The sequence below is a fragment of the Microbispora sp. H10949 genome (genome assembly GCF_014161435.1).
GTDB classification, from domain to species: domain Bacteria; phylum Actinomycetota; class Actinomycetes; order Streptosporangiales; family Streptosporangiaceae; genus Microbispora; species Microbispora triticiradicis.
Genome location: NZ_JABBWZ010000001.1, coordinates 324,855 through 348,845, shown reverse-complemented (window position 1 = coordinate 348,845; position 23,991 = coordinate 324,855). Strand labels below are relative to the sequence as shown.

Below are 23,991 nucleotides of genomic sequence, written 5' to 3'. Positions count from 1 at the left end.
CGGGCGGGTCCGCCGGGAGGCCGGGCGGGAGCGGCCCGGGGCTTCAGGTGAGCTTGTCCTTGAGCTTGCCCATGGGGCCGACCTCGGTGCCGAGGGCGGGACCCTGGGGTTCGCCCATGCTGCCGTCGTAGGTGTCGTACAGCTTCGGGTCGGGCGGCGGGGCCTGGGCGAGCCCGCCGAGCGGTTCGGGGTTGAGGAGATAGGAGAACTGGTGGCGGCCGTCGGGCTGCGGCCCGCTCGCCCAGCCGCCCGCCTGCGCCTCGATGCCGTCGGAGAGGTCCCAGATCGTCTCCGCGTGCTCGGCGTGCTCCTCGTCGAACAGGTCGTCGGGCACGACGACGTCCTCCAGGCCGTCCGACTGGAGTTCCTCGATGGCCTTCAGCCACAGGTTCTGGTGCAGGGTGTCGCGGGCGAGGTTGAACTTCAGCATGTCCTTGACGCCGGGGTCGTCGGTCATGTGGTAGAGCCGGGCGGTCTGCAGCCGGCCGTGCGCCTCGGCCGCGACGTTGGCCCGGAAGTCGGCCAGCAGGTTGCCGCTCGCCACGATGTAGCGGCCGTTCCAGGGATACCCGTTGGCGTCGGCGGGCAGCGGCCCGCCGCCGGCCACGATGGCCTGCTGGGGGTCCATCCCGCCCAGTACCGCGCCGACCACCGGGTCGGCGGTCGCCATCTTCGTGACCGCCGTCGCGGGCGCGCCTTCCAGCAGGCGCGCGACCATCGTGGCGAGCATCTCGACGTGCCCGATCTCCTCGGTCGCGATGTCCATGATCAGGTCCTTGTACTTGCCGGGCATCCGGCAGTTCCAGCCCTGGAACAGGTACTGCATCGTGACCGTCATCTCGCCGAACGCGCCCCCGATCAGTTCCTGGAGCTTGCGCGCGTACACCGGGTCGGGCTTTTCGGGCTTGGCCTCGAACTGGAGGTGCCGGGTGTGCCGGAACATATGACTCCTCGCGTCGGAATTTGCAGGGAGCCGCAGGCCTTACATGGGTTGAGGGCGCGCGACCCCGCTGGTGCGGTGGGTTGTTGGTGCGATGGGCCGGGGGGTCACGCATAAATCCCAACACGGGCCGCAACGGGACAGCAGGAGCGACACCTAACGAAGGACCAATGGTTGGGCAGGTGCCACCTATTGCCTACTCACACCGGCTCACACCGGCTTTCAGCGGCTTCACGGGCACGCCGGCTTCGGGGGACCGCAGGCGTGCGGCGCCGCCCCAGGGCACACGGAGGCGGACCCGGCGGCTCAGGGCGCGGACACGCCCCGGCGGGCCGAGGAGGAGGCATCCGCCGGGGCAAGGTGGTGCGGGCGCCCCTGTCAGTGGCGCCTGTCGGTGGCGCCTGTCACTGGCGCCTGTCAGTGGGCGTAGAGTTCGTCGATCTGCTTGGCGAAGTCGCGCATGACGAGGTTGCGCTTGACCTTCAGCGAGGGGGTCAGGTGGCCGCTCTCCTCGGTGAGGTCGGTGTCGAGGATCACGAACTTCTTGATCTGCTCGGCCTTGGAAACCATCCGGTTGGCGCCGTCCACGGCCTGCTGCACCTCGGCGAGGATCTCCGGGTCGGTCGTCGGGACCTCGCTCTTCCCGTTGGCCTGCTTCCACTGCTCCAGGGCCTCGGGGTCGAGCGTCACCAGCGCCCCGACGAACGGCTTGTCGTCGCCGACCACCATGACCTGGCTGACCAGGCGGTGCGCCCGGATGGCGTCCTCCAGCGGCGCCGGCGCCACGTTCTTGCCGCCCGCCGTGACCAGGATCTCCTTCTTGCGCCCGGTGATGCGCAGGTAGCCGTCGTCGTCGAGGCTGCCGATGTCCCCGGTGTGGAACCAGCCCTCGGGGTCGATGGTCTCCTTGGTGGCGCGCTCGTTGTTCCAGTAGCCGTCGAAGACGTGGCGGCCCTTCACCAGGACCTCGCCGTCGTCGGCGATGCGGATGCTCACCCCGGGGAACGGCTTGCCGACCGTGCCGATCTTGTTGGCGCCCGGGATGTTGACCGTCGACGGCGCGCTGGTCTCGGTGAGCCCCCAGCCCTCGAAGACCTCGATGCCCACGCCGCGGAAGAAGTGGCCGAGCCGCTCGCCGAGGGCCGAACCCCCGGAGACCGCCGCCGTCAGCGCGCCGCCCGTCGCCGCCCGCAGCTTGCCGTACACGAGCCGGTCGAAGACCGCGTGCTTCAGCCGCACGCCGAGACCGGCCCCGCCGGAGCTTTCCGCCTTGCTCCACTCCACGGCGGCCCGTACGGCGGCGTGGAAGATCTTGCCCTTGCCCTCGTTCGTGGCCTTCTGCTCGGCGGCGTTGTAGACCTTCTCGAACACCCGGGGCACGCCGAGCAGGAACGTCGGCTTGAACTCCCGCAGGTCGGGGGCGACGTTCTTCATGTTCGGGCTGTGCGCGAGCACGGTGCCGGTCTCGATCAGGACGATCTCGATCAGCCGGGCGAAGCTGTGCGCCAGCGGCAGGAACAGCAGGGCCGCCCGTCCCCGCACGTCGAACAGCGCCTCCAGCGGCCCCCGCGAGACGTTGCGGGCGGTGAAGAGCAGGTTGTCGTGGGTGAGGCGGCAGCCCTTGGGCATGCCGGTCGTGCCGGAGGTGTAGATGATCGTGGCGAGGTCGCGGCCGCCCCGGCTCGCCCTGCGCTCGGCCAGCGCGTCGTCGCCCACCTCGGCCCCGAGGCGCTCCAGTTCGGCGAACGCGCCGCCGTCGATCCGCCACAGCGACGGCAGCGCGGGCACGGCCTCGCGTACGGTCTCCTCGTGCGCGGCCGTCTCCACGATCGCGGCCTTGGCCCCGCTGTCGGTCAGGATCCACTTCACCTGGTCGGCGGAGGAGGTCTCGTAGACGGGCACCCCGACCGCGCCGGCCGCCCAGATCGCGTAGTCGGCGACCGTCCACTCGTAGCGGGTGCGCGACATCAGCGCGACGCGGTCGCCGGGCTCGATCCCGGAGGCGATCAGGCCCTTCGCGACGGCCGCGACCTGGTTCCTGAACTGCGCGGCGGTCACCGGCGTCCACGGCGCGTCCGCCGCCGCCCCGTCGTCCTTGCGGCGGATCACGACGGCGTCCGGCTCGTCCACGCCGCGCTGGAAAACCACGTCGGTGCAGTTCGCGGACGGAGGCACGTCCACCAGCACGGGAACGCTGAACTCGCGCACGGTCACTCCTTCGCGCACGGCCCCGCGGCCTCCGCCGGACAGCGCCGGGACCGCGTGCGGACCATCACTCTTTGGGTCTCAGTGGACGCTACCGTCCGAAGTTACGCAGGGGTAGATCCGTCACCCAGGCGTTATCCGGGGCGTCGTCCGGGTGCCGTCCGGTGTGATGCGGAACGACATCCGGATCGAAAACGACGCTATCAGGGTCTCTGGCAGTGTCCCCGGCGCGGCGGGCCGGACACCTTTCCGTGACCCCGGCGGCGCCCGGTAAAGCCGCCGTTATCATCTCGTCATGCGAATCCACGTCGTCAGCGACGTCCACGGCCGGGCCGACGCGCTCGCCCGCGCGGGCGACGGGGCCGACGCGCTCGTCTGCCTCGGCGACCTGCTCCTCTTCGTCGACTACGCCGACCACTCCCAGGGCATCTTCCCCGAACTGTTCGGCGCGGAGAAGGCGACCGAGTACGTCGGGCTGCGCACGGCGGGGCGCTTCGACGAGGCGCGGGCGATGTCGGCGGGGCTGTGGGCGGCCCTCGGCGGCGACCCCCGGGAGCACATCGAGACGGCGGCCCGCCGCCAGTACGAGCAGATCTTCTCGGCCATGCCGACACCGGCCTACCTCACGTACGGCAACGTGGACCTGCCGCGCCTGGGGGCCGACCACCTGCGCCCTGGGCAGCGGGTCCTGGACGGGGAGGTCGTGGAGATCGGCGGGCTGCGGTTCGGGTTCGTCGGCGGCGGCCTGCGCACGCGGTACCGCACGCCGAACGAGATCGACGACGAGGAGTTCGCGCGCAAGGTGGAGGCCGTCGGCGAGGTGGACGTGCTGTGCTGCCACATCCCGCCGGCCATCCCCGAACTGCTCTACGACGTGGTCGCCCGGCGGTTCGAACGGGGGAGCGAGGCCACGCTGGAGGCGATCAGGAGGACGCAGCCGCGGTTCGCGCTGTTCGGTCACGTGCACCAGCCGCTCGCCGGGCGGGCCCGGGTCGGCCGTACGGAGTGCGTCAACGTCGGCCATTTCCGCGGCCGTGGCACGCCTTTCGCCTTGGAATGGTGAAGTACGGTTGGCCACATGGCTGATCGCACTTCGTCGAGCATCACGATCGGCGCCGGCCGGTCGACAATCATGGCCGTCATCGCCGACTTCCCCGCGTACCCGCAGTGGGCGGGTCAGGTGAAGGCGGCGGAGGTGCTGGAGACGGGCGAGGACGGCCGCGCCACCCGGGTCCGCTTCGTCCTCGACGCGGGCGTGATCAGCGACGAGTACGTCCTCGGCTACGACTGGACCGGCGACGCGGGCGTGAGCTGGCGGATCGTGGACGCCGGCCGGATGGTCTCGGGCCTGACCGGCAGCTACCGCCTGACCGAGAACGGCGGCGGCACCGAGGTCACCTACGACCTCGCCGTGGACCTGAAGGTCCCCATGATCGGCATGATCAAGCGCAAGGCCGAGAAGGTCATCGTCGACACCGCGCTGAAGGGGCTCAAGCGGCGCGTCGAGGGCCGATGAGGGTCCTCCTCTTCACGGGGAAGGGCGGGGTCGGCAAGACCACCGTGGCCGCCGCGACCGCCACGCTCGCCGCCGGCCGCGGGCTCAAGACGCTCGTGGTCTCCACCGACACCGCGCACTCGCTCGCCGACGCGCTGGGCGTGCCGCCCTCGGACGCCCCGGTCGAGGCGGCGCCCGGCCTGCACCTGCAGCAGGTGGACACCCAGAGGTCGCTGGAGCGGCACTGGGGCGAGTTACGCGACTACGCCCGCGACGTCCTGGCGGAACTCGGCCTCGACGAGGTCACCTCCGAGGAGATCACGGTCCTGCCGGGCGCCGAGGAGGTCATCGCGCTGCTCGAACTGCGCGAGCAGGCCCGTTCCGGCCGGTGGGACGTGATCGTCGTCGACTGCGCGCCGACGGCCGAGACGCTGCGCCTGCTGGCCCTGCCCGAGGCGCTCGACTGGCACGTCAACCGGCTGCTTCCGGCGGGCCGGCGGCTGCTCGGGGCACTGTCGCCGGTCATCCGGCACGTCGCGAAGGTGAGCGTGCCCCAGGCCGAGGTCATCTCGGCGGGCGAGCGGCTGCACCGGGGCCTGCTGGAGGTGCGGGCGCTGCTCGCCGGCGACGACGCGTCCGTGCGGCTCGTCCTCACCCCCGAGGCCGTGGTCGTCGCGGAGGCCCGCCGCACGCTCACCTCGCTCAGCCTGTACGGCTACCGCGTCGACGCGGTGATCGCCAACCGGGTCTTCCCGGCCGAGGGCGCCGACGAGTGGCGGCGGAGCTGGGTGGAGGCCCAGGCCAGGCAGCTCGCCGGCGTGCACGAGTCGTTCGCGCCGCTGCCCGTCCTGACCGTTCCCTATCTTCCGGGCGAGCCCGTCGGGACCGACGCGCTCGCGCGGGTCGGCGAGGAGCTGTACCGGGACCGCGACCCGTTCGCCCGCCCCGGCGTGGAACCCCCGCTGCGGATCTCCGCCGACGAGCTGTCGCTCAGCCTGCCGCTCGCCGACCGCGACGACCTCGACCTCGCCCGCAAGGGCGACGAGCTCATCGTCACCGCCGGTTCCCACCGGCGCGTCATCGCCCTTCCCGCGGCCCTGGCCAGACGGGAGATCTCCTCGGCCGCGCTCCGGGACGGCCGGCTCCGGGTACGGTTCGAGACAGGAGGGGCGAGATGACGGATTCGAACGAGAGCACCGCCCGCCGTCAGGACCCGGTCGGGTCCGCGGCGGAAGAGGCGATGAAGCTGCTCGACGCCGTGCAGCGGCGGATGGGCCGCGAGTTCGGCAAGGGCCTGGTGAAGGGCGGGGTGAGCGGCATCGGGTCCGCCTTCGCCGGCGCGAGCGGTATCGGGGCCGCCTTCGGCGGCGCGAGCGGCGGCGCGGGCCGGTCCGGCGACGTGTGGAGCGAGGCCGTGTCGGAGGACCACGACGAGTACGTCTGCCGTGCCTGCCCGGTGTGCCGGGTGATCGCGGCGCGCCGGGAGGCCGGCGGGGACGTCACCGGTCATCTGATGGCGGCCGGCGGTGAACTTTTCGCGGCGTTCCGGGAGGCGGTCGACGCCCTGCAGCGGCCCCAGTCGTCACCCCAGTCGCCGCCCCGGTCGCGGCCTGACGGGGAGCGGCGGTCCGGTGAAGCTGCGGTGGAGCACATCGATCTCGCATGACGGGGCTGTAAACGGCACGCGTCTGCGGAATTGCCACAACCCTGCGCGATCGGCTTCAATCAGCGCGGCGTAGCGGATCGGGCGGAAGGACGACAGCATGGCGCTGACCATCGGCGTGGACGTCGGCGGCACCAAAATCGCGTTCGGGGTCGTGGACGAGAACGGCGGCATCCTGGAACGCGGCCTGCGGCACAGCCCCGCGGGCGACCCCGAGAAGATGGCGCTCACGATCGCCGATGTGGTGAACGAGCTCGCGGCGCGGCACGAGGTCGAGGCGGTGGGCATCGGCGCGGCGGGGTTCGTCGACGAGACCCGGTCGGTCATCCGGTTCGCCCCCAACCTGGCCTGGCGGGAGGAGCCGCTGCGCAAGAAGGTCGGCGAGCTGGTCGGCCTGCCGGTCGTCGTGGAGAACGACGCGAACGCCATGGCCTGGGGCGAGTACCGCTTCGGCGCGGGCCGGGGTGAGAGCCACGTCGTGTGCGTGACCGTGGGCACGGGCATCGGCGGGGGCATCGTGCTCGGCGGCGACCTCTACCGCGGCCGGTGGGGGATGGGCGCCGAGCTCGGCCACATGCAGACGGTGCCCGGCGGACGCCCCTGCGGCTGCGGCAACAACGGGTGCTGGGAGCGGTACGCCAGCGGAAGCTCGCTGCTGGCGGAGGCCAAGGCGAACGCCGAGGCCGACCCCGCCGCCGCCACCCACCTGCTGCGGCTCGGCGGCTCGGTCGAGGGCGTCCGGGGCGAGCACGTGACCGAGGCGGCGCGCCTGGGCGACCGCGCGGCGCTGGACGCGTTCGAGTCGCTCGCCGACTGGCTCGCGCAGGGCCTCGCGGACCTGGCCGCGATCCTCGACCCCGGGTGCTTCATCCTCGGCGGCGGCGTCTCCGGAGCCGCGGACCTGTTCGCCGACCGGGTACGCGACGAGTTCGCCGCGCGGCTGACCGGCCGGGGCCACCGTCCGCTCGCCGACATCCGGGTGGCCGAGATGGGACCGTCCGCCGGTCTGGTGGGGGCCGGTGACCTCGCCAGGCTCCGCTGAGGACGTGCCGGAGGCCGGCGACGGCACCGCCCGGGAGGGCGGGAGCGTGTTGCGGGTCGCGACCTACAACGTCCGCGGGCTGAAGGACGACCGGAGGGCGCTGGCCCGGGTGATCAGAGCCCTCCGGCCGGACGTGCTGTGCCTGCAGGAGGTGCCGCGCCTGCCGGCGCGGCGGCACGGGCGGCCCGTGTTCAGCCGCGCCGTCCCGGTCTCCCTGGCCGCCCTCGCCCGCGCCGCCGGGCTGTCCGTGGCCGCCGGAGGCCGGCTGAACGGCACCGCCGTCCTCACCTCCCCGGCCGTACGGCTGCTGCGGGGCGAGGGGCGGCGCCTGCGGTGGTTCACCGGCCTCGAACGGCGCGCGGTCGCCGTGGCGGTCGTGGAGAAGGGTCGGGACAGGTACGCCGTGTGCTCGGTCCACCTCGACCTGCTGGCCGGGGCGCGGCTGAGCCACGCCGCCGAGATCGTGCCGATCCTGGAGGGCGCCGCCCGGGAGTTCGGGGCCGCGCCCGTGCTGGCGGGCGACCTCAACGAGCCTCCCGGCGCCCCGGTCTGGCGCTTCCTCGCGGCCCGGTACGCCGACTGCTTCGCCGCCGCGGCCGGGGGTTCCCGTACGGCCACCGGAGCGGCGCCGGGCGGCGGGACCTTTCCGGCCCGCGACCCCCGGGTGCGCATCGACGCGGTCTTCGCGGGGCCGGGCCTGACCGTCCTCTCCTGCGGAGGGGCGGACGTGCCCTCCGGCGATCTGGCCGCCGCGAGCGACCACCGGCCGGTGGTCGCCGAGATCGCGTCCGGGTGTCACGCCGGGCGTCGCGTCGGGCCCGGAATCGCGACCTCTGCGACGGAGAGGGCGCCGTTCCCCTTACGATCTGTTCCATGACCCGACGCCGCATCCGGCGTGCGGTGCCGTTGTGTGTGCTGTCCGCCGGTCTGCTGGCCGGACTCCTCCCGTGCGCAACATCGGTCGCGTACGCGCAGACAGGGACCGCCCGCCCCCGGGCGGAGCGAGACCCGTCGGGAGACGAGGTCGCGCAGGGCCCGGGGCTCCCCACCGGGCGCCTCAGGGCCGACGCCTCGCTGTCCGACGTCGCCGGCCTCTCAGCCGGGGACGTCTGGGCGGTGGGCCAGCAGGAGGCCTGGGACTTCTGGCGCAACCGGGGAGTCATCACCCACTGGGACGGCTCCTCCTGGAGCGAGGTGCCGATCAGGGGCGACGCCACCGGCGCCGGGCACCTGCGGTCGGTCGCCGCCGCGTCCCCCAGGGAGGTCTGGGTGGTGGGCGACGGGCACGACGGCCTGCCGTACCTCGCGAAGGGGTCGGCCGACGGGTTCGACCGGGTCGGCGTGCCGCGCCTGCGCACGGGCGACTGGCTCGGCGGGATCGCCGCGTCCTCCGGCCGGGTGGCCGCCGTCGGCAGCCGCGACGGCCAGGCGTTCCTGCTGAGCAGCGGCGGCGCCGGCAAGGGGGCCGCCTGGAAGACCGGCCAGGGGCCCGGGGGAGCCCTCTACGGCGTGGCCCTGGCGGGCAAGTCGGACGGCTGGGCGGTGGGCGACTCGGGTGACGGCCCCCTGGCCATGCGGCTGACCGGCGGCGGGTGGAAGCGGGCCGACCTGCCGCGGATCAGGGGCGGCTTCCTGCGCGACGTCTACGCGGAGAGCCGCAAGCGGGCGGTCGCGATCGGCGGCGTCTACCGGGACGGGAAGATCTCCCCGCTGGTCCTCGACTGGGACGGCAGGCGCTGGAAGCGGGCGACGCCGCCGGAGCGGCACGCCGAACTGTACGGCGTGACCGGCGACGGCGAGGGCGTGTTCTGGATCGCCGGCTACGACCCCGCCCACGCGGCGGACGGTTTCCTGCTCCGCTACGACGGGTCGCGCTGGACCAGGCTGCGCGGCCAGAAGTCCGGCGCGGACCGCAAGGTGCGGTTGCAGGCGGTCACCCACACCGGTGAGCTGACCATGGCCATCGGCCACGTGCTGGACGGCAAGGAGCGCTACACCGACCTCGTCGAGCGGTTCGGCCCGCCGCACGCCCTCGCCGCCCAGTAAGGCGCGGCAGGCGTGACGGGAGGCGGGCGCCGGGTCAGACGACCGCGCCGTCGTCCCAGCCGGAGTCGGTGGGCGGACCGTCGCCCATCCGTACGACGAGGACCACGAACCCCGCGATGAAGGCCGACACGGCGGCGAACACGATCCAGCCGTCCCTGGGCCAGTCGAGCAGGGCGGCCAGCAGCAGATAGGCCGGGCCGCCGAACAGCGCCAGCCACGACGCCCGGGTGACCGCGTCCGCCTGGGGGAGCGGCGGCGGGGGCGGCGGGACGTAGTGGTCGTCGTCCTCGCTCACCGCGACGGGGGCCGTCTGGCCGTCCGGCTCGTCCGTGCCCTCGCCGGCGGCGTCGTCACGCTCGCCGCCGGTGTCCCGGGCGCCGTCGTCGGCGCCGTCACGGTCGGTGGCGGTGGAGCCGTTGGCCGCGCCGGGGCGGGGCTCCTCGGTCACGTTCTCGCGATCAGGCCATGGCTGATCGGCCGAGGCGTCCTCGGCTTTTTCGTTGAACGAGGCGACGATCTGGCGCCAGACCTCGTCCTCGTCACTTTGCGGTGTCACGTCGATCCCTGGTCACAGGTCCTTCGTCAAGGGTACCGAGGCGTGGGAGCGGATGAACTCCAGACTCCCCTCGAAGATCGCGGGCGCGTCGTTGTCGAGGGTGGCGACGTGATAGCTGTCCGTCAGCTCCCTGACCTCCAGATTGTCCCCCAGCCTCGCCTGGAGGAACGCCACGCTCGCCGGCTTCACGACGTGGTCGTCCCTGCTGTGGAACACCAGCAGCGGCTGCTTCACCTCGCCGATGTCCCGCTGGACCAGCTTCCACAGCTGGGGCAGCGTGGCCGCGGCACGCACGGGGGTGCGCGCGTAGCCGAGCTCCGTCATGCCCTCCTTCTTGATGTCGCCCGCCACGCCGGGGACCGAGGGCATCACGTACTTCAGCGCCGGGGCGAGCCGCAGCAGCGGCGCGTCGCTGACCACCGAGGGGTTGACCACCACGACCCCGCGTACGGAGTCGCCGTGGACCTCGGCCAGGCGCAGCGCCATGCAGCCGCCGAGGGACAGCCCCGCCACGAACACGTCCGAGCACCGGCCGCGCAGGTCGGCGAACGCCTTGCCCAGCTCGGCGTACCAGTCCTCCCAGCGCGTGCGGCTCATCTCCTGCCAGCTCGTGCCGTGGCCGGGCAGGCGCGGCAGGGAGACGGTCAGCCCGGCCCGGGCCAGGTGCTCGCCCCACGGCCGCAGGGACTGCGGCGAGCCGGTGAACCCGTGGCAGAGGAGGACGCCGATCTCGCCGCCGTCGTGGTGGTACGGCTCCGCACCGGGCAGCACTGGCATGGGAGACCTCCGTCCGACGGCGGCGTGTTCCGCCCGATACTCGCACGTTGGTCAGCGTTAGTGCGAGAGGGCTGGGCGTGCGAAGATGACTTCACATCTGAGCCGAGGGAGTCCGCGTGTTGTACTGGGTGGTGAAGGCCATCCTCTGGCCGCTCCTCCACTTCGTGTTCCGCCCCTGGGCGGAGGGCGTGGAGAACGTCCCGAAGGAGGGCCCGGTCATCCTGGCCGGAAACCACCTGTCGTTCGCCGACCACTTCTTCGGGGCCGGGTTCCTGCCCCGCAAGGTCATCTCGCTCGGTAAGGCGGAGTACTTCACCGGCAGCGGCATCAAGGGCCTCTTCAGCCGGGCCTTCTTCTCGGCCGTCGGCACCGTGCCGATCGACCGCTCGGGCGGCAAGGCGAGCGAGGCGGCGCTGCGCACCGGGCTGCGCATCCTCAACGAGGGCAAGGTCCTCGGCATCTACCCCGAGGGCACCCGGTCGCCCGACGGCCGCCTCTACAAGGGCAAGACGGGCGTGGCGCGGCTGGCGCTGGAGTCCCGGTCGCCGGTGATCCCATGGGCGATGGTCAACACGTTCGAGATGATGCCCCCCGGGCGGCCCGTGCCGAGGTTCGGCATCCGTCCCGGCGTGCGGTACGGCAAGCCGCTCGACTTCTCCCGCTACTACGGCATGGAGAACGACCGCCTGGTGCTCCGCGCCGTCACCGACGAGATCATGTACGCGCTGATGGAGCTGTCGGGCCAGGAGTACGTCGACAAGTACGCGGCGGCGGCGAAGACCGAGATGACACGGGCGGCTCGCGAGAATTCCTAATACTTCCGGACTGGACGGGTAACGTGGCGATGTCCGCCGCGCGTGATCCAGACGTTCAGATCGGAAGGCGCATGCCCAAGCCAGCACACAGGTGCCGCACGTCGACGTCACCCACCGCGTGGGGGTCCGGCCCGCGGGGGCGCGCGGCATGAGCGTCCGCGAGGAGCAGCAGGCCGCACCGGGATACCTGCCCCACCGTCAGATCCTGATCGTCCTGTGCGGAGTCGCCGCCGGGATGCTGCTGGCCGCGCTCGACCAGAGCATCGTCGGCACCGCGCTGCCGCGCATCGTCAGCGAGCTCGGCGGCCTCGACAAGCTCTCCTGGGTGGTCACCGCCTACCTGCTCACCTCGACCGCGGCGACCCCGCTGTGGGGCAAGATCTCCGACCTGTACGGCCGGCGGGTGATCTTCCAGACCGCGATCGGCATCTTCCTGCTCGGCTCGGTCCTGGCCGGGCTGAGCCAGAACATCGGCCAGCTCATCGCGTTCCGCGCGCTGCAGGGCCTGGGCGGCGGCGGCCTGATGTCGCTGGCGTTCAGCATCATCGGCGACGTGATCCCGCCGCGTGAGCGCGGGCGCTACCAGGGATACTTCGGCGCCGTCTGGGGCACCTCCAGCGTGGCCGGGCCGCTGCTCGGCGGCTTCTTCACCGACGGCCCGGGCTGGCGGTGGATCTTCTGGATCAACCTGCCGATCGGGGTGGTCTCGCTCGTCGTGACCTCGGTGGCGCTGAAGATGCCCACCGTGCGCCGCAGCCACCGCGTCGACTACCTCGGCGCGACGCTGATCGTGGCCGCCGTGTCGTGCTTCCTGCTCTACCTCGACTGGGCGGGCAACGAACTCGGCTGGACGGCCCCCGGCGCGCTGGCCCTGCTCGCCGCCTTCGTGGCGTTCGCGGCGCTGTTCGTGCTGGTGGAGCTGCGGGCGCCCGAGCCGATCCTGCCGATGCGCCTGTTCCGCAACGCGGTCTTCAGCGTGGGCAACGGCTACAACTTCCTCGCGGGACTCGCGATGTTCGGCGGCATGATCTTCCTGCCGGTCTACCTGCAGGCGGTGCAGGGCATGTCGCCGACCGTGTCGGGACTGGCACTGCTGCCCGCCGTGGTCGGCATCTTCTCCACGTCGATCACCTCCGGCCAGCTGATGAGCCGCACCGGGCGCTACAAGGTCTACCCGATCCTCGGCGCGGCGGTCCTCCTGGTGGCACTGTGGCTGCTGTCCACGATCCGGGCGGACTCGCCGTACTGGCAGGTGGCGATCTACGCCTACCTCTTCGGCGCCGGGCTCGGGTTCACCATGCAGACGGTCGTCACCGCGATCCAGAACGCGGTGGAGCGGGCCGACATGGGCGTGGCGACAAGCTCGGCGACGTTCTTCCGGATGATGGGCGCCGCCATCGGTACGGCGGTCATGGGCGCGGTCCTCACCAGCCGGCTCAATCACTACCTGGCCGCGGAGTTCGGCGGCAGGATGCCTCCGGGACAGGTGAAGGCCGACAACGTGCAGGCGATCCAGCGGCTGCCGCAGCCGGTCAAGGACCACGTGCTGGTCGCGTTCACGAACGCGATCGACGACGTGTTCCTCACCTGTCTGCCCTTCGTCGCCGCCGCGCTGGTCGTGGCCCTGTTCCTCAAGGAGATCCCGCTGGCGTCCCGGGGCGGCGAGGGCCGGGCCCAGGCCGAGATGGGCTGACAGCGCCCGCTCGGGCCGCCCGGGCGTGGGCCTCGCGGTCCAGGAGATCTGCCCCGGGTCAGGGCCGGTCAGGCGAGGTGGGAGCGGATCTCGCGGATGTGGGCGGGAGTGGTGCGGCAGCAGCCGCCCACATGACGGGCGCCGAGCGAGACCCATCCGGCGGCCGCCCTGCCGAACTCCACGGGGTCGGCGAGGCCGAGCCAGCGGCGGTTCACGGCGTCCCACCGCTCGCCGGAGTTCGGATAGACGACGGTGGCACCACGCTTGACCAGGTCGGGCACGAACCGTGGCGCGGTGCAGTTCACGCCGACGGCGACCACCTGGGGAAGCCCGTCGAAGATCGCGAGGCACTCCTCGAAGGGCGTCCCGTCGCTGACGTGCTCGCCGTCCCGGCAGGAGAAGGCGACCCAGGCGCGCACGGACGGCGTCTCACGCAGGAGCCGCGCCAGCGCCCGGGCCTCGGCCCCCGAGGGAATCGTCTCGCACGCCAGCAGGTCGGCTCCGGCGCCGGCGAGGATGCCGAAGCGTTCGCGATGCCACTCGACCAGGCCGTCCTCGTCCAGGTCGTAGTCGCCCGTGTACTCGGCGCCGTTGGCGAGGTAGGCGCCGTAGGGCCCCACGCTCGCCGCGACCAGTCCGTGCCCGGCCTCGTCCCTCGCCTGCACGGCCAGCGTCACCGACAGCCGGATGAGGTCGCGGGCCTCCCGCGGCGACATGCCGTGCCGTACGAACCCGGGGACGCTGGCCTGATAGCTCGCCGTGGTGGCGACGTCGGCGCCGGCGCGGAAGTAGTCGAGATGCGCGCGGCGGATGACGCCGGGATCGTCGGCCAGCAGCCGGGCCGACCACAGGTCGTCGCTCAGATCGCAGCCGAGGGACTCCAGATGGGTCGCGAGACCGCCGTCGAGGACCACGGGATGCATACCGGCACCCTACGTGCTTCAGGTCCGTGAGCTGGCCGGAGGGGATGGTTCGCCCGGAGCGGACGCCGGTTCTCTGTCGGAACCGCTCGTGGATCTACTACGTTCGCCAGGTATGGGGCTTAAAGAGCTCGTCAATCGGTTGCTGCGCCGCCGGTCTCGCGTCCCCGCAGGTGGACGCGACGATCGGCCCGACGCGGGAGGGGTGCGGGAGCCTCGGCGTCCCGTGCCCACCCCGCCGTCCGATGTCATCCGCCTACCTGAACCCTCGTAGGGCTTCGCTCACTGCGGCAGCGGACCCTCTGTGGCCGGGCCCGGCGTTTCCGCCGGTGTCCCGGCCACAGCCGTCCGTCCCGAGACGCTCACGGCGACGCGCCCCGGGAGGCGGGAAGGGTCAGGACCGCTTCCAGAAGGGGCGCCGGCGCTCCTTCTCCGTCGCGGAGCCGTGTTTGCCCTCGCCGTCACCGGCGCCGTGCTCGCCTTCGCCGTGACCGGCGCCGTGCTCGCCCCGCCCGGAGCCGCCGACCAGGGCGGTCAGCAGATCGACGGCCCGCCGCCAGAGGTCGTCGAGCGAGCTTTCGGCCCACTCGGCCTTGTCGAGGTCGGCTGCCAGCGCGAGAAGGCCGGGGTGACTCCCCACCATCTGGGCGACGACTCGCAGGCGGCTGGCGAGATCCGCCAGGTAGCGCCGGCGCTCCCGCTCCGGCAGCGACTCCGCCTGGCCCAGTCTCGTGAGCTCCTCGGTCAGCAGGGGCCGTACGCCGTCGAGGTCCGTCAGCGCCGCGGGCTCGGAGCCACGACGCGACAGGAAGCCTCCGGTGGAGAATCCTCGGGACGGACGCGCCCTGCCGCCAGGTGCGCCCGGGGCCGGAGGCGGAGCCGGAGACAGAGGTGGGGGCGGTGCGGCGGCGAAGGGCGCGCTCGGCGCGACAGCCCCGGAGACCGCTCCGATGGGCGCGTCCGCCGCCGTGCCGGGTGCGGCCTCCGCGCTGCTGGTGACGGAGGCCATCCTGGCCATCATCGGCGCTCCGGCCACCATCATGGGCATCGCGGCGGGTATCTCCCACCCGCTCGGCGGTTCGACCGGCTGGAGGACGCGATGCTCCGGAGCGCCTTCACCGGTCACATGGGTGTCGACGGCCACGAACGCGGTGAACCGGCACAGCACACCGAAGCGGAGCGAGATGTCGATGATCTGCTGCTCCAGCGAGCGGTCGCCCACCGCGTATCGGTCTTCCAGGGCGCGCAGATGCGCCCGCGCCCACACGGCCCGCGCCGCGCCGTCCCGGGCGGGACGGCCCTCGACGCGATCCTCCCAGGTACGCCCGTCGGTCGTGCGGCCGTGCACGGTGAGAGCGCCCGCCGCCCCGCCCCGGTAACGCCCGGTCACGACCAGCGGGACCCCCGGGTAGAGCGAACCCGCGTGCGTGACGGTGCCCGGCACCAGGTCGACGCCCTCGGCGCGCACGGAGACGTCGGTCACCAGCGGTGAGCCGATCCGCCGGTGGATGTGCTCCATCGCCTCGTCGAGACGGTCCTCCGACTCGACCAGTTCGCAGCGGCCGGAGCCGAGCAGGGCCAGCCGGCCGAGGAACCCCGCGTTCACCGCCCTGTCGATGCCCACGGTGTGGACGCGGGTGCCGCCCAGCCGGGGGCCGACGCGTTCGAGGATCTCGTCCTCGTTGCCCACCTGGCCGTCGGTGACCAGCACGAGCACCCGATCGCGTGCGGGCTCGCCCGGGAGGTCGTCGTCCCGCTCGCCCAGCAGGCGCAGGGCCTCCTCAAGGGGGGCGAGCATTTCGGTGCCGCCCCGGGCGCCGAGCCGGGCGAGATGTTCGACGGCGCGGTACCGGTTGCGGTCGGTGCCCTCCACCAGGCCACCCGGGAACGCGCGCTCGACCACGGAGTCGAACGAGAGCACGGCGAACCGGTCGTGCCGGGTGAGCGTGTCGACGATGCGGGCCGCGGCGCGGCGAGCCGCCACCATCTTCCATCCGGTCATGCTGCCCGAGCGGTCGAGCAGCAGGACGACGTCCCGGGGCGCGGACCGTGCCGTGTCCTCCGGCGGAGGCAGCAGGGTGAGCACGAAGGTCCCCTCCGGGGTTTCCGAGGCATCGCCCGCCTCCCGTCCGGCCGCCTCCCGTCCGGCCGCCTCCCGTCCGGCCGCCTCCCGTCCGGCCGCCTCCCGTCCGGCCGCCTCCCGTCCGGCCGCCTCCCGTCCGGCCGCCTCCCGTCCGGCCGCCTCCCGTCCGGCCGTCGTCTCGCCTGCCCGCGGCTCGCGGCCCGCGGGTCGGGCGGGAACGCCCTCTGGCACGCCGCCCGGCGCGTCCGGCACACCGCCGGACAGGGTGTCCGGGACGAGGGCGAGGGACGAGGAGGCGTCGAACGCCAGGCGCAGGATGAAGTCGCGGTCGAGCCGTTCGCCGGGCCGCAGGGTGATCCTGTCGCCCTCTCGCTCGACCTCGTGCAGGCTGGAGCGGACCTCCCGCAGGCCGAGCCCGGCGGAGTCGACGGTCGTCGTGAGCGACAGCCGTACCGGGGACGGGAACCCGGGCAGCAGGACCGGCGGTGAGATGCGGGAGGCGTCGGGCACGGCGTCCGTGTCGGGCGCGACGCCGTCGCCCGCGGCGGGCTCGGACAGGGGAGCCCCCGGTATGTAGCGGGGCGCCACGACCAGCGGGAAGCGGAACTCGGCCGCGCCGTCCTCGTAGGGGAGCGGCTGGCTCATCGTGAGCCGGACGACCACGCGCTCCCGGGGGACGATGTTGCCGACCCGGATCGTGAAGACGTCGGGCCGGTCCTCCTCGGCGATCGCCGCGCGCCTGCCCTCGGCGAGCGCGCGGTCGTAGTCGGCCCGCGCCTGGCCGCGCTCCTTGAGCACGCCGTCGATCACCCGGTCGTCCGCCTCCATGCGAAAGGCGGTGACCGCCGCTCGCGGCGGCAGCGGAAAGACGTACGTCGCCTCAAGCGACACGCCGAACGGGTTGCGGAAGGTCTGGACGACCTCGACGCCGGCCACCAGCCCGGTGAGACGCGCGGTGACGTCGACGCTCTCCAGAGGGAGGTTGCCCTTCGCGGTTTCGAGCGCGCCGAGCCCGGCATGCGGCTCGGGCAGGCACTCCTCCGGCCGCAGAGGTGTGATGGGAACGGTCATGAGGTCATCCCCTTGCGTGTCTCGGAATCCGATGAGTCCCAGGGCGTCGTGGTCTCGGCGTCCTCGAAGGGCCCGGCCAGGCCGAGCGCGCCGAGTGCCGCGAGGAGCGGAGCGGCGGCCCGGCGCAGCGCGGCCGCCTCGTCGCCGTCCGGCGTACGGTGGGCCGATTCGAGCAGGACCGTCACCCCGGGCGCGAGACGGACGCCGAACAGGACGTCCCCCCGAAGGTCCCCCGCCGGTCCGCCGGTAGAAGCCGTTGTGACGGTGCGCAGGTCTGGTGTGCCGAAGGAATCGGGTGCCGCGCCGGGACGCGGCACCGGGACGGGATCGCCGGGGCCGGCCCCCGCAGGGCCGGAGCCTGCCGGATCGAAGTGGGTGGAGCCGGCCGGCCGGGCCCAGAACCGCTTCCGGTCCGTCGGCCACGCCACGTCGGGGATCGTGGCGGCCGAGGGCCGTTCCGGCTCTGTCACTCCCGGCTGGGACGGCTCGGCAAGGGCGCGACCGGGGCCGCCCTGCGGGTGGGGCACCTCGGGAAGGCCGGCGATCCGCTGGAGCATGGCGTCGGTCGCGCCCGCGAGCTCGGCCTGGATGGCGGCGATGGACAGCCCCTCCGCCTGGCGGCGCTTGACGGCCACGAGCTGAAGCAGGTGGCGGCGGCCGTAGAGAGCGAGCCTGCCGCGCCGGGCGGCGGGCGGGTCGAGCAGGCCGATCGTCGTGTACCAGCGGATGAGCCGTTCGTTGGGCACCTCCCGGACCCTTCCGTTGACGCGCGGCTCGGATCCGAGCAGGTCCGCCGCCCGCTCTGCCAGCTCACCGATCGTCCAGGTCCCGCTCATGCCTCTACGATGACACTGTAACAATGACACTGTCAACATCTCGCCGATGAAGGTTCCCGTCAGGGGTGAAGGGCCTCGTCCCGGCGTGCGGCGCCAGGGTTCGCGGAGCGTTCGCCTCGATGAGAGATGTCCCTTTCCTCGGCGTTCACGTGTTCCCGATCCACTGGGCGTCCACGTGTGCGACCCGCCGTCCTGGAGAGAAAGACCCGGTCAGATGCGTTCCGGACGGGGTAGGGGGAGCGGGCGGCGCCAGGCGGCACGGGCGAGCGGCCTCGGGCGAGAGGGCGGTCCGGGCGGCCGTGTGAGAGGGCGTCCAGGTGAGAAGGCGGCCGTCCCGGGCGGCCCGCAGGCGAAGCGGCACCGTCCGTACGGGGCGGACCGGAGCGACAACAGGCGTGACCAGAGGCATGACCAGGGGAAGGTCAGGGAAGGCGGGTCAGCGGTGCGGGGTACTTCCTTGTCGGCGGCCGTGTCGGCGTCGCCGGGATCGCTCTGGCGCACGGCGCTCCCTCGCGGAGCCGACCCACACGGGCCGGGAGGCGTCGGCCACGGCGAGCGGGACGAGCCGCCGGGGGAGCGGAACCCGCACGGGCACACGGGCCGCCCCCGACAGGCCGAGCCGCGCCGGAAGAGGGCTCTCGCCGGGCGCGCGGACCGGTCTGACGGGAACGAGTCTCCCGAGCGGAGCGACGCGGACGACCTGGTGGCCCGGCACCTGCCGCGTACCCTCCCGCCGGGCTTCACCTGCCGGATCGTGGCCTGGTCGGGGGAGCGTACCGGCGGCGTGGTGTGGCACGCCGCGCCCGGCGGCGGCGGGTGCTTCCCGGACGGTGACGGCTGGATCTATGTCTCCAACTGCGCGCTGCCGCTGCTCGGTGGCGTGACCGCGCTGCGGTTCGCGCCGGACGGGAGCCTGCGCGGCGGATATCGCGTGCTGTCCGGCGCCGACCGCGTCGACTCCGGCGCCGTGACCCCGTGGGACACCTGGCTGTCGGGCGAGCGGACGCCCCAGGGCACGGTCTTCGAATGCGACCCGTACGGCCTGCGCGCTCCGATGCCCCGGCTGGCGATGGGCCTGTTCACCCATGGGGGCATGGTCTGCGATGCCGACCGGGGGTTCGTCTACCTCACCGAGGGGGAGCCGGACGGGTGCCTGTACCGGTTCCGCCCCGGCGACTGGGGCGATCTCACCACCGGCGTCCTCGACGTGATGACCGGAGCTCCCGGCGACGAGGCCGTCCGGTGGGAGCCGGTGCCGTCCCCGGCCGCGTCCCGCGTGCCCGTACGCGACCAGGTGAAGGGTGCCCGGCGGTTCGCGGGCGGCGGCGACTGTCATTACCTCGACGGCGTGTTGCGGTTCGTCAGCGAGGGCGACGGCCGCGTGTGGGCCTACGACGTCAGGTCCGAACGTCTCGGTGTTCTCCACGACCCCGGCACCCCCGGCAGCACCGGCATCGCCCACGCCCCCGGCACTCCTGCCGACCTCAGCGCCCCCACCCGGTCGAGCGGCCCGGGCTCCGCGACGGCTGAGGAACCGGAGGCACGGCCCGGCGGCAGGGACGACGGCGAGGAGATCGTCCTCGTCGCGGGGGACCGGGTGGTGCCGTTCCTCCGGATGCCGGACGGCTGGACGGTCACGGGTCCGTCCATGTCCCCGGCGGGCGACAGGCTCTATCTCTCCTGCCGCCCACCCGCCGCCGCCCGGTCCGGTGTGGTGCCCGTCACCGTCGAGATCACCGGCCCGTTCGAGGACCTCGTACGCGCCTGAGCCACGCGCGGCAGGACGCGCCCGTCCTACCGAGCCCGGTGACATCAGGCCGGGCAGGCGACGTCAGCAGGGGCCGTGGGACACCGCACGAGTGGCGTTCCGGCCCGGGCGCCGAACCGCCGTCCGTCGCCGAAGGCCACTTCGAGATCCTTGTCCACGCCCGCGACGGCATGCGGTTGAGCGGCCCGCCATACCGCTCCGCGCATGGCGATCATGCTAGGGCGGGGGAGTCAGAGGTCGCGCGTCCACACCTCTTCGACGATGGGGACGCCCGACTCCTCGCCCGGATAGCGATCGGCCAGGGTGAACCCGGCGGCCTGGTAGATCCGGCGGGCGCCGAGCAGCACGTCCCGGGTCAGGAGCGTGATCCTGCGGTACCCGGCCGCGGTGGCGAAGCGCAGGCACTCCTCGACCAGTCGCCCGCCGATCCCCATTCCCCGCGCGGACGGCTCGACCAGCAGCAGTCGCAGCCGCGCCGTGGTCTCGTCCTCGTGCGCGCAGAAGACGCACCCGACGGGCTCGCCCGCGACCTCGGCGATCCAGCCCGCCTCCCGCCGGGGGTCGTGGTCGTCGAGGTAGGCGGCGAGAATCCTGATGACGTACGCCTCGAACGACGCGCCCCAGCCGTACTCCTCGCTGTAGAGGGCCCCGTGCCGTTGCACCACCCAGCCGAGGTCGCCCGGCCGCGGCGGCCGGATCACGTACGGTTCGCGCCGTTGCGCGGGTGGCTCCAGCAGGCGCTTCACCGTGTCCATCGCGGAGACGAGCCGGCGGCGTTCGGGGTCGGCGAGCTTCTCGACCAGGGCGTCGATCTCGGCGGCGGAGCGCCGGTCGATCATCGCGAACGTCTCCCGGCCCTTCGGGGTGAGCCGCACGACCTGGCGGCGGGCGTCCTCCGGGGACTTCTCGCGGGAGACGAGCCCGTCGGTCTCGAACCTGGACAGGATCCGGCTCAGGTAGCCGGCGTCGAGACCGAGCATGCCCCTGATGTCCGCCGCGTCGGCCGCCTGCTCCCGGGTGCCAAGTTCGAACAGCACCCGCGCCTCCGTCAGCGAGTAGGGGGTGTCGTGCATTCCCGCACCGAGCACCCCGATGACGGAGGTGTAGAAGCGGTTGAACGCACGCACTTGCGGCACTATGTCCATTTTGGTTGCCCACCTCAAGGAAACGTTTGACTGAGTCAAACATAGAGCCGCCGCGTACGGTTGGGAAGACGGGTCTCCCGGCGGCTGCGGTCTCGCCGTGCGAGACTGTTTTGGTCGTGGTCGGCCGGGTGGCGTAGCCTCTCTTGTTGGTCTAGACCATTGTCGCGAGGCTTGGGCAGAATGCGGTGCGGTGAGCACCGGGGTCTGCGTTGGGCCCGGCCGCGCCATTCCGCGTATCCAAGATGGAGGAATACCCGTCATGCGTATTGGAGTCCTGACCGGAGGCGGCGACTGCCCCGGTCTGAACGCGGTGATCCGCGCCGTCGTCCGCAAGGGGATCGGCGTGTACGGGCACGAGTTCGTCGGATTCCGCGACGGCTGGCGTGGGCCCCTGGAGGGCGACACCATGCCGCTCGACATCCAGGCCGTCCGCGGGATCCTGCCGCGCGGCGGCACGATCCTCGGGTCCTCCCGCACCAACCCGATCAAGATCGAGGGCGGTGTCGAGCGGATCAAGGAGAACCTGGCCGCGCAGGGCGTCGACGCGCTCATCGCGATCGGCGGCGAGGACACCCTCGGCGTCGCCAAGCAGCTGTTCGACCGCGACGTCAAGGTCGTCGGCGTGCCCAAGACGATCGACAACGACCTGAACGCGACCGACTACACCTTCGGCTTCGACACCGCGGTGAACATCGCGATGGAGGCCATCGACCGGCTCCACACCACCGCCGAGTCCCACCACCGCGCGCTGATCTGCGAGGTCATGGGCCGCCACGCGGGCTGGATCGCGCTGCACGCGGGCATGGCCGCCGGCGCCAACGTGATCCTCATCCCGGAGAAGCCGTTCGACATCGACAAGGTCTGCTCCTACGTCGAGTCGCGGTTCAAGACCCGCTACTCGCCGATCATCGTCGTCGCCGAGGGTGCCCACCCGATGGAGGGCCAGATGGCGCTCCAGGCCGGTGAGCTCGACGCGTTCGGCCACGTGCGTCTCGGCGGCATCGGCGAGCTCCTGGCCAAGGAGATCGAGAAGCGCACCGGCAAGGAGGCCCGCACCACGGTCCTCGGCCACATCCAGCGCGGCGGCACTCCGACCGCCTACGACCGGGTGCTCGCGACCCGCTTCGGCCTCGGCGCGATCGACGCCGTGCACGACGGCGACTTCGGCAAGATGGTCGCGCTGCGCGGCACCGACATCGTCCGCGCCGGCCTCGACGAGGCGACCTCCGAGCTCAAGACCGTCCCCGCCTCCCGCTACTCGGAGGCCGAGGTCTTCTTCGGCTGATCCGCCGGCCACACCGATTGGCCGGGCCACGCTGACCCGCCGATCCGTGATGACGGCCCGCTCGCTGCGGGCGGGCCGTCCACCGTCCGTCCGTACGGCTCCCGCGTCGCCTCGCGGGAGCCGTACGCGTGTGAGAGGCCGGAACCCGCCGGATCGCCACCCGGAATCGCCCAGTATGTGAGCGGAGGGATCGGCCCTCCCGGCTCAGTCACGAGGGGGCGCCGCGCGATGGGCATCGAGGGACCGTTCTGGCGGGCGATCGCGGTCTACCGCGTCGCGTCGCTCGCGTACGCGGCGCTGTTCGTGCTCGGAGCGGGCGGATACGCCCGTCCGGTCGTGTCCTGGACGGTCATCGGCGTGATGGCCGCCTGGACGGCCGTCACGCTCGTCCGGTATCCCGCCACCCGGCGTGTGCCGCTGCTGGCCGCCGACCTCCTCGTCACGGTCGCCTGTCTGCTGGCCACGCCGTACGCGCAGGGCCCCGCCGCCGCGGCGGCCGGCGTGATGCCGCTGACGGCGACGTGGGTGGCCGGGCCGGTCCTCGCGTACGGCGTGGCCGGAGGACGCCGCGCGGGCGCCGCAGCCGCCGCGGTCATGTCGGCGGCGGACCTGTGGCTGCGCGGCGGGAGAGGGGTCGAACTCGCCTCGCTGCAGGTGAACGGCGCGGTGCTCATGTTCCTGGCCGGAGTGGTCGTCGGGCACGTCGCCCGGCTCGCGCGGGAGGCGGAGGAGCGCATGCGGCGCGCCGTGCTGATGGAGGCCGCGGGCCGGGAGCGGGAGCGCCTGGCGCGCGGCATCCACGACTCGGTGCTCCAGGTGCTCGCCCTCGTGCAGCGCAGGGGCGCGGAGATCGGCGGCGAGGCGGCCGAGCTCGGCAGGCTCGCGGGCGAGCAGGAGGCGGCGCTGCGGGCGCTGGTGCAGGCCCCGCCCATCACCCAGGCGCCGGATCTCGCCCCCACCGGCCTGCGCGACCGCCTGCGACCGGCGTTCGCGGCGCGCGGCACCCGCGCCGGGAGCGGCCCGGGCTCCGCCGGCCGCCTCCGTCGCCCCGCCCGCCCCGGCGCGGAGCCCGCGCCCGAATTCGCGCCCGAGCCCGGGGCAGAGCCGTACGCCGACCTGCGTGACCTCCTGCGGCCGTTCGGCACGGCCCGGGTGACCGTGTCGGCGCCCGCGACGCCGCTGCCGCTGCCCGCCGCGACGGCACGGGAGGTGGCGGCGGCCGTCGGCGCGGCCCTCGACAACGTCGTACGGCACTGCCCGGAGGGCACCCGGGCGTGGATACTCGCGGAGGAGGACGACGACGCGGTGGTCGTCACCGTCCGCGACGAGGGACCGGGCATCCCCGACGGACGGCTGGAGCAGGCGGCCCGCGAGGGACGCATGGGCGTCGCCCGATCGATCCGCGGACGCGTGACCGACCTCGGCGGCACGGCGGCCATCACCTCCTCGCCGTCCGGGACGGAGATCGAGCTGTCGGTTCCGGCGGGGGAGCGGGCGTGACCTCGGCCCTCCCGCGGAGGGAGCGTGCGGGCGGGACGGCCCTTGGACCTAATAAGGGCGGAGCGGGCGGCTCGGCGTGAACGGTCGCCGGACGCGGGGAGGGCGCAGCTCGCGGGCGGGTGTGAAGGTGGTGAACAAGCCCTGGACGTGG

21 protein-coding genes are annotated in these 23,991 nt (G+C 73.1%); 12 read left to right on the top strand and 9 right to left on the bottom strand.

Going from position 1 to position 23,991, the window contains the following annotated elements; genetic code table 11:
* Nucleotides 1-43: 43 nt before the first annotated feature.
* Together HHX40_RS01565 and HHX40_RS01560 are read right to left on the bottom strand one after the other, a co-directional pair.
* On the bottom strand, nucleotides 44-943 hold the full coding sequence (locus tag HHX40_RS01565; protein WP_117409201.1) for a manganese catalase family protein: 900 nt from the start codon (nucleotides 941-943) through the stop codon (nucleotides 44-46).
* A gap of 414 nt (nucleotides 944-1,357) precedes the next feature.
* Nucleotides 1,358-3,148, bottom strand: coding sequence for an AMP-dependent synthetase/ligase (locus tag HHX40_RS01560; RefSeq protein WP_182879127.1), 1,791 nt, complete (start codon nucleotides 3,146-3,148; stop codon nucleotides 1,358-1,360).
* 292 nt (nucleotides 3,149-3,440) lie between these two features.
* On the opposite strand from HHX40_RS01560, the gene HHX40_RS01555 reads away from it, so the two are divergent.
* The 7 genes from HHX40_RS01555 (at nucleotide 3,441) to HHX40_RS01525 (ending at nucleotide 9,391) form a co-directional block, all read left to right on the top strand.
* The gene (locus tag HHX40_RS01555; RefSeq protein WP_117409203.1) at nucleotides 3,441-4,208 is read left to right on the top strand and encodes a metallophosphoesterase family protein; all 768 of its coding nucleotides are present in this window, start codon (nucleotides 3,441-3,443) and stop codon (nucleotides 4,206-4,208) included.
* A 15-nt stretch (nucleotides 4,209-4,223) separates the two neighbouring features.
* The gene (locus tag HHX40_RS01550) at nucleotides 4,224-4,661 is read left to right on the top strand and encodes an SRPBCC family protein (RefSeq protein WP_182879126.1); all 438 of its coding nucleotides are present in this window, start codon (nucleotides 4,224-4,226) and stop codon (nucleotides 4,659-4,661) included.
* Nucleotides 4,658-5,818 carry an ArsA family ATPase gene (locus HHX40_RS01545; RefSeq protein ID WP_117409205.1) on the top strand — a complete coding sequence of 387 codons (1,161 nt, stop codon included), beginning with the start codon at nucleotides 4,658-4,660 and terminating at the stop codon, nucleotides 5,816-5,818. Before HHX40_RS01550 ends, HHX40_RS01545 begins: the two co-directional genes overlap by 4 nt.
* Nucleotides 5,815-6,306 (top strand): DUF5304 family protein, encoded by a 492-nt coding sequence (locus HHX40_RS01540; protein WP_182879125.1) that lies wholly within the window; start codon nucleotides 5,815-5,817, stop codon nucleotides 6,304-6,306. The genes HHX40_RS01545 and HHX40_RS01540 overlap by 4 nt, the downstream gene beginning before the upstream one ends.
* A 97-nt stretch (nucleotides 6,307-6,403) precedes the next feature.
* On the top strand, nucleotides 6,404-7,345 hold the full coding sequence (locus HHX40_RS01535) for an ROK family glucokinase (protein ID WP_117409207.1): 942 nt from the start codon (nucleotides 6,404-6,406) through the stop codon (nucleotides 7,343-7,345).
* Nucleotides 7,323-8,222, top strand: a complete 900-nt coding sequence (locus HHX40_RS01530) for an endonuclease/exonuclease/phosphatase family protein (protein ID WP_310737896.1) — start codon at nucleotides 7,323-7,325, stop codon at nucleotides 8,220-8,222. Before HHX40_RS01535 ends, HHX40_RS01530 begins: the two co-directional genes overlap by 23 nt.
* The gene (locus HHX40_RS01525; protein ID WP_182879124.1) at nucleotides 8,219-9,391 is read left to right on the top strand and encodes a hypothetical protein; all 1,173 of its coding nucleotides are present in this window, start codon (nucleotides 8,219-8,221) and stop codon (nucleotides 9,389-9,391) included. The genes HHX40_RS01530 and HHX40_RS01525 overlap by 4 nt, the downstream gene beginning before the upstream one ends.
* Before the next feature lie 34 nt (nucleotides 9,392-9,425).
* On the opposite strand, the gene HHX40_RS01520 is transcribed toward HHX40_RS01525, so the two are convergent.
* A complete protein-coding gene (locus HHX40_RS01520; RefSeq protein WP_182879123.1) occupies nucleotides 9,426-9,947 on the bottom strand; it encodes a hypothetical protein in 522 nt (173 codons plus the stop codon).
* Nucleotides 9,948-9,959: 12 nt separating this feature from the next.
* Nucleotides 9,960-10,724 (bottom strand): alpha/beta hydrolase, encoded by a 765-nt coding sequence (locus HHX40_RS01515; RefSeq protein ID WP_182879122.1) that lies wholly within the window; start codon nucleotides 10,722-10,724, stop codon nucleotides 9,960-9,962.
* Nucleotides 10,725-10,840: 116 nt separating this feature from the next.
* Here HHX40_RS01515 and HHX40_RS01510 point away from each other — a divergent pair, with 116 nt between their 5' ends.
* The gene (locus HHX40_RS01510; protein ID WP_117409211.1) at nucleotides 10,841-11,539 is read left to right on the top strand and encodes a lysophospholipid acyltransferase family protein; all 699 of its coding nucleotides are present in this window, start codon (nucleotides 10,841-10,843) and stop codon (nucleotides 11,537-11,539) included.
* Between the two features lie 148 nt (nucleotides 11,540-11,687).
* A complete protein-coding gene (locus HHX40_RS01505; protein WP_182879121.1) occupies nucleotides 11,688-13,232 on the top strand; it encodes an MDR family MFS transporter in 1,545 nt (514 codons plus the stop codon).
* A gap of 68 nt (nucleotides 13,233-13,300) precedes the next feature.
* Here the strand turns inward: HHX40_RS01505 and mmuM are convergent, their stop codons facing one another.
* The 3 genes from mmuM to HHX40_RS36160 all read right to left on the bottom strand — a co-directional run bounded on the left by mmuM (nucleotide 13,301) and on the right by HHX40_RS36160 (nucleotide 18,142).
* On the bottom strand, nucleotides 13,301-14,155 hold the full coding sequence (mmuM, locus tag HHX40_RS01500) for a homocysteine S-methyltransferase (RefSeq protein WP_182879120.1): 855 nt from the start codon (nucleotides 14,153-14,155) through the stop codon (nucleotides 13,301-13,303).
* A 391-nt stretch (nucleotides 14,156-14,546) separates the two neighbouring features.
* Nucleotides 14,547-17,306: a VIT domain-containing protein gene (locus HHX40_RS01495; RefSeq protein ID WP_259403197.1), complete on the bottom strand. Its 2,760-nt coding sequence runs from the start codon at nucleotides 17,304-17,306 to the stop codon at nucleotides 14,547-14,549.
* Nucleotides 17,303-18,142, bottom strand: coding sequence for a helix-turn-helix domain-containing protein (locus tag HHX40_RS36160; protein WP_259403196.1), 840 nt, complete (start codon nucleotides 18,140-18,142; stop codon nucleotides 17,303-17,305). The genes HHX40_RS01495 and HHX40_RS36160 overlap by 4 nt, the downstream gene beginning before the upstream one ends.
* 442 nt (nucleotides 18,143-18,584) lie before the next feature.
* On the opposite strand from HHX40_RS36160, the gene HHX40_RS01485 reads away from it, so the two are divergent.
* Entirely contained in the window at nucleotides 18,585-19,910 is a 1,326-nt protein-coding gene (locus HHX40_RS01485) for an alkaline phosphatase PhoX (RefSeq protein ID WP_182879119.1), read from the top strand.
* Nucleotides 19,911-19,954: 44 nt separating this feature from the next.
* Here HHX40_RS01485 and HHX40_RS01480 read toward each other — a convergent pair whose 3' ends face one another.
* Complete coding sequence (locus HHX40_RS01480; RefSeq protein WP_182879118.1) at nucleotides 19,955-20,116, bottom strand: hypothetical protein; 162 nt, start codon at nucleotides 20,114-20,116, stop codon at nucleotides 19,955-19,957.
* A gap of 24 nt (nucleotides 20,117-20,140) precedes the next feature.
* Entirely contained in the window at nucleotides 20,141-21,037 is an 897-nt protein-coding gene (locus HHX40_RS01475; protein WP_310737895.1) for a helix-turn-helix domain-containing GNAT family N-acetyltransferase, read from the bottom strand.
* A gap of 277 nt (nucleotides 21,038-21,314) precedes the next feature.
* On the opposite strand from HHX40_RS01475, the gene HHX40_RS01470 reads away from it, so the two are divergent.
* Complete coding sequence (locus tag HHX40_RS01470; protein WP_117409215.1) at nucleotides 21,315-22,340, top strand: 6-phosphofructokinase; 1,026 nt, start codon at nucleotides 21,315-21,317, stop codon at nucleotides 22,338-22,340.
* A gap of 228 nt (nucleotides 22,341-22,568) precedes the next feature.
* Complete coding sequence (gene macS, locus HHX40_RS01465) at nucleotides 22,569-23,840, top strand: MacS family sensor histidine kinase (RefSeq protein ID WP_182879116.1); 1,272 nt, start codon at nucleotides 22,569-22,571, stop codon at nucleotides 23,838-23,840.
* Nucleotides 23,841-23,991: the final 151 nt, after the last annotated feature.